This is a genomic window from Candidatus Desulfolinea nitratireducens (genome assembly GCF_982879505.1).
This window is the reverse complement of the sequence record NZ_CEYOSI010000091.1, coordinates 2,318-4,141: the sequence shown is the minus strand read 5'-3', so window position 1 is coordinate 4,141 and position 1,824 is coordinate 2,318. Positions and strand designations below refer to the sequence as shown.

Sequence of the window (1,824 nt, the reverse complement as noted above, 5' to 3'; positions counted from 1 at the left end):
AACTCCATGTTCCTGAGCGGCTCTGCTCCCCTGCCAGTGGAAGTTTCCAGGGCAGTCCAACAAAAGACGGGTGTGCCGATCTCAGAAGGCTATGGACTCACGGAAACATCGACCGTAGCCTCCATGAACGTTTCCGCCTTCTCCAAGATCACCGGGTTCATGCAAAAGGAAAAGCCCGGGATCGGGATTCCTACCCCGGATACCGAGTGCAAGCTGGTCGACCCGGATACAGGCGAGGAAGTGCCGCTGGGTGAGCCGGGAGAGATCGTGCTGCGTGGCCCGCAGGTGATGAAAGGCTACTGGCCTAAAGTCGGCTCCGGGTTGACGGAAACCGGCTGGTTGCACACTGGGGATATCGCTGTGATGGATGAAGATGGCTACATGCAGCTTGTTGACCGGATCAAGGATATGGTCAACATCTCGGGCATGAAAGTGTACACTACTACAGTCGATGAGGTGTTGTTCGCTCACCCTGCGATTCTGATGGCAGCCGCCTTCGGGGTACCAGACCCAGATGTGCCCGGCAGCGAGCGGGTTATGGCGGTCATTCAATTGAAGGAAGAATACAAGGGCAAGGTGTTTGAGGCAGAGATTATCCAGTTCTGCAAGAGTAAACTTGCACCCTACGCCATACCAAAAACCATCGAGTTGCGTGAGGAGCTACCACTGACAGTGACAGAGAAAGTGTTCAAAAAAGTATTGAGGGACGAGGTGATTGAAAAGACCCAGGCCCAATCTGAGAAATAAGGTTTGAAGAAAACAAGGAGAGACAAATGACAATCCGATACTGCTCGCCGGAATGGCTGGAAGAGGGCGCAAAGCTGTACCGCGCCACTGACCGCTTTGAAAACGCGCTCAAGAAGGTGACCACGAAGATCTTTTATCGCATCACCGCTGAACCCGACTGGGGCATCGAAAAGGACATCATATTTGGCGCCGAGGTCGAAGCTGGAAAATTGCTGGAACTGTCCTTCTACAATGAAACAGAATCACAAAACAGGGCCGACTTCATCCTGGCAGCCACCCCCCAGGTTTGGAAAAGCATCCTACGAAAAGACAAGAAGTTCATCTCGGAATTCATGCTGGGGAAGATCGCTTTGGAGTCAGGCAGCAAACCCGGCCTGCTGAAGATCACCCCGTATGCCAATCACTTCGTTGATGCTCTGACCCAGTTCGAGCTTCAATTCCCTGACGAGATGTCTGCAGAGGAACTGGAAGCCTACCGGGCTGACCTGTCTGAGTTCCGGGAGAAAACCAGCGTATGAAATGTTCTTGAGGTATAAGGTTTGATCATCAAAGTAAAGGGTTATCTGACGTACAGGGACGTAATCGGGCAACGAGAGGTTGAGCAGCGTGACAACACGCCGGTCTTGTTTCTTGACTTTATCCGCGAGCTGGCAACCAGGATTGGTGGTGAGCACGGCTGTGCCTTATTTGACGAAAATTCACGCACTGTTGGGCAGTCAGTGGCAATTATGCTCAACGGAATTCACTATAACCACCTCCCCGAAAGATTAAACACCGTGCTGCAAGACCAGGATGAGATCGCTGTGTTCCCGCCTGGGGCAGGTGGCTAATAAAGCAAACTCCCCTGAAGGGCTTGTTGTACGTCATCAGAAGAAACGGGACAAAAAGGGCAGGCTTCTAAGAGACTCCTTATTACCAGCCTGTTCTTCTCCCCAATATCTCCAACTTGGGATTAATACACGAAGCTGATAAACCCCGCGAGGGAATTTTTATTACGTCATCGAACCCTACGATCTAAGGTTCATGAAAAACTGTATTTTTAGGAAATGGCTTCTACAAGACTGGGACCTGCGACCA

General features: G+C 51.4%; 3 protein-coding genes. All 3 read left to right on the top strand.

Features of this window, described 5'->3' with window-relative positions:
• The coding region (locus AC3DOM_RS09550; protein ID WP_487918814.1) for an AMP-binding protein at positions 1-747 on the top strand (747 nt) is incomplete at its 5' end.
• 26 nt (positions 748-773) lie between these two features.
• Positions 774-1,265: a hypothetical protein gene (locus AC3DOM_RS09545; RefSeq protein WP_487918813.1), complete on the top strand. Its 492-nt coding sequence runs from the start codon at positions 774-776 to the stop codon at positions 1,263-1,265.
• Positions 1,266-1,286: 21 nt separating this feature from the next.
• Entirely contained in the window at positions 1,287-1,577 is a 291-nt protein-coding gene (locus AC3DOM_RS09540; RefSeq protein WP_487918812.1) for a MoaD/ThiS family protein, read from the top strand.
• The last annotated feature ends 247 nt before the right edge of the window (positions 1,578-1,824 follow it).

What these genes read in the sequence shown, in the direction of transcription:
- AC3DOM_RS09545 (WP_487918813.1), top strand. Translation starts at nt 774, where the DNA reads ATGACAATCCGATACTGCTCGCCGGAATGGCTGGAAGAGGGCGCAAAG.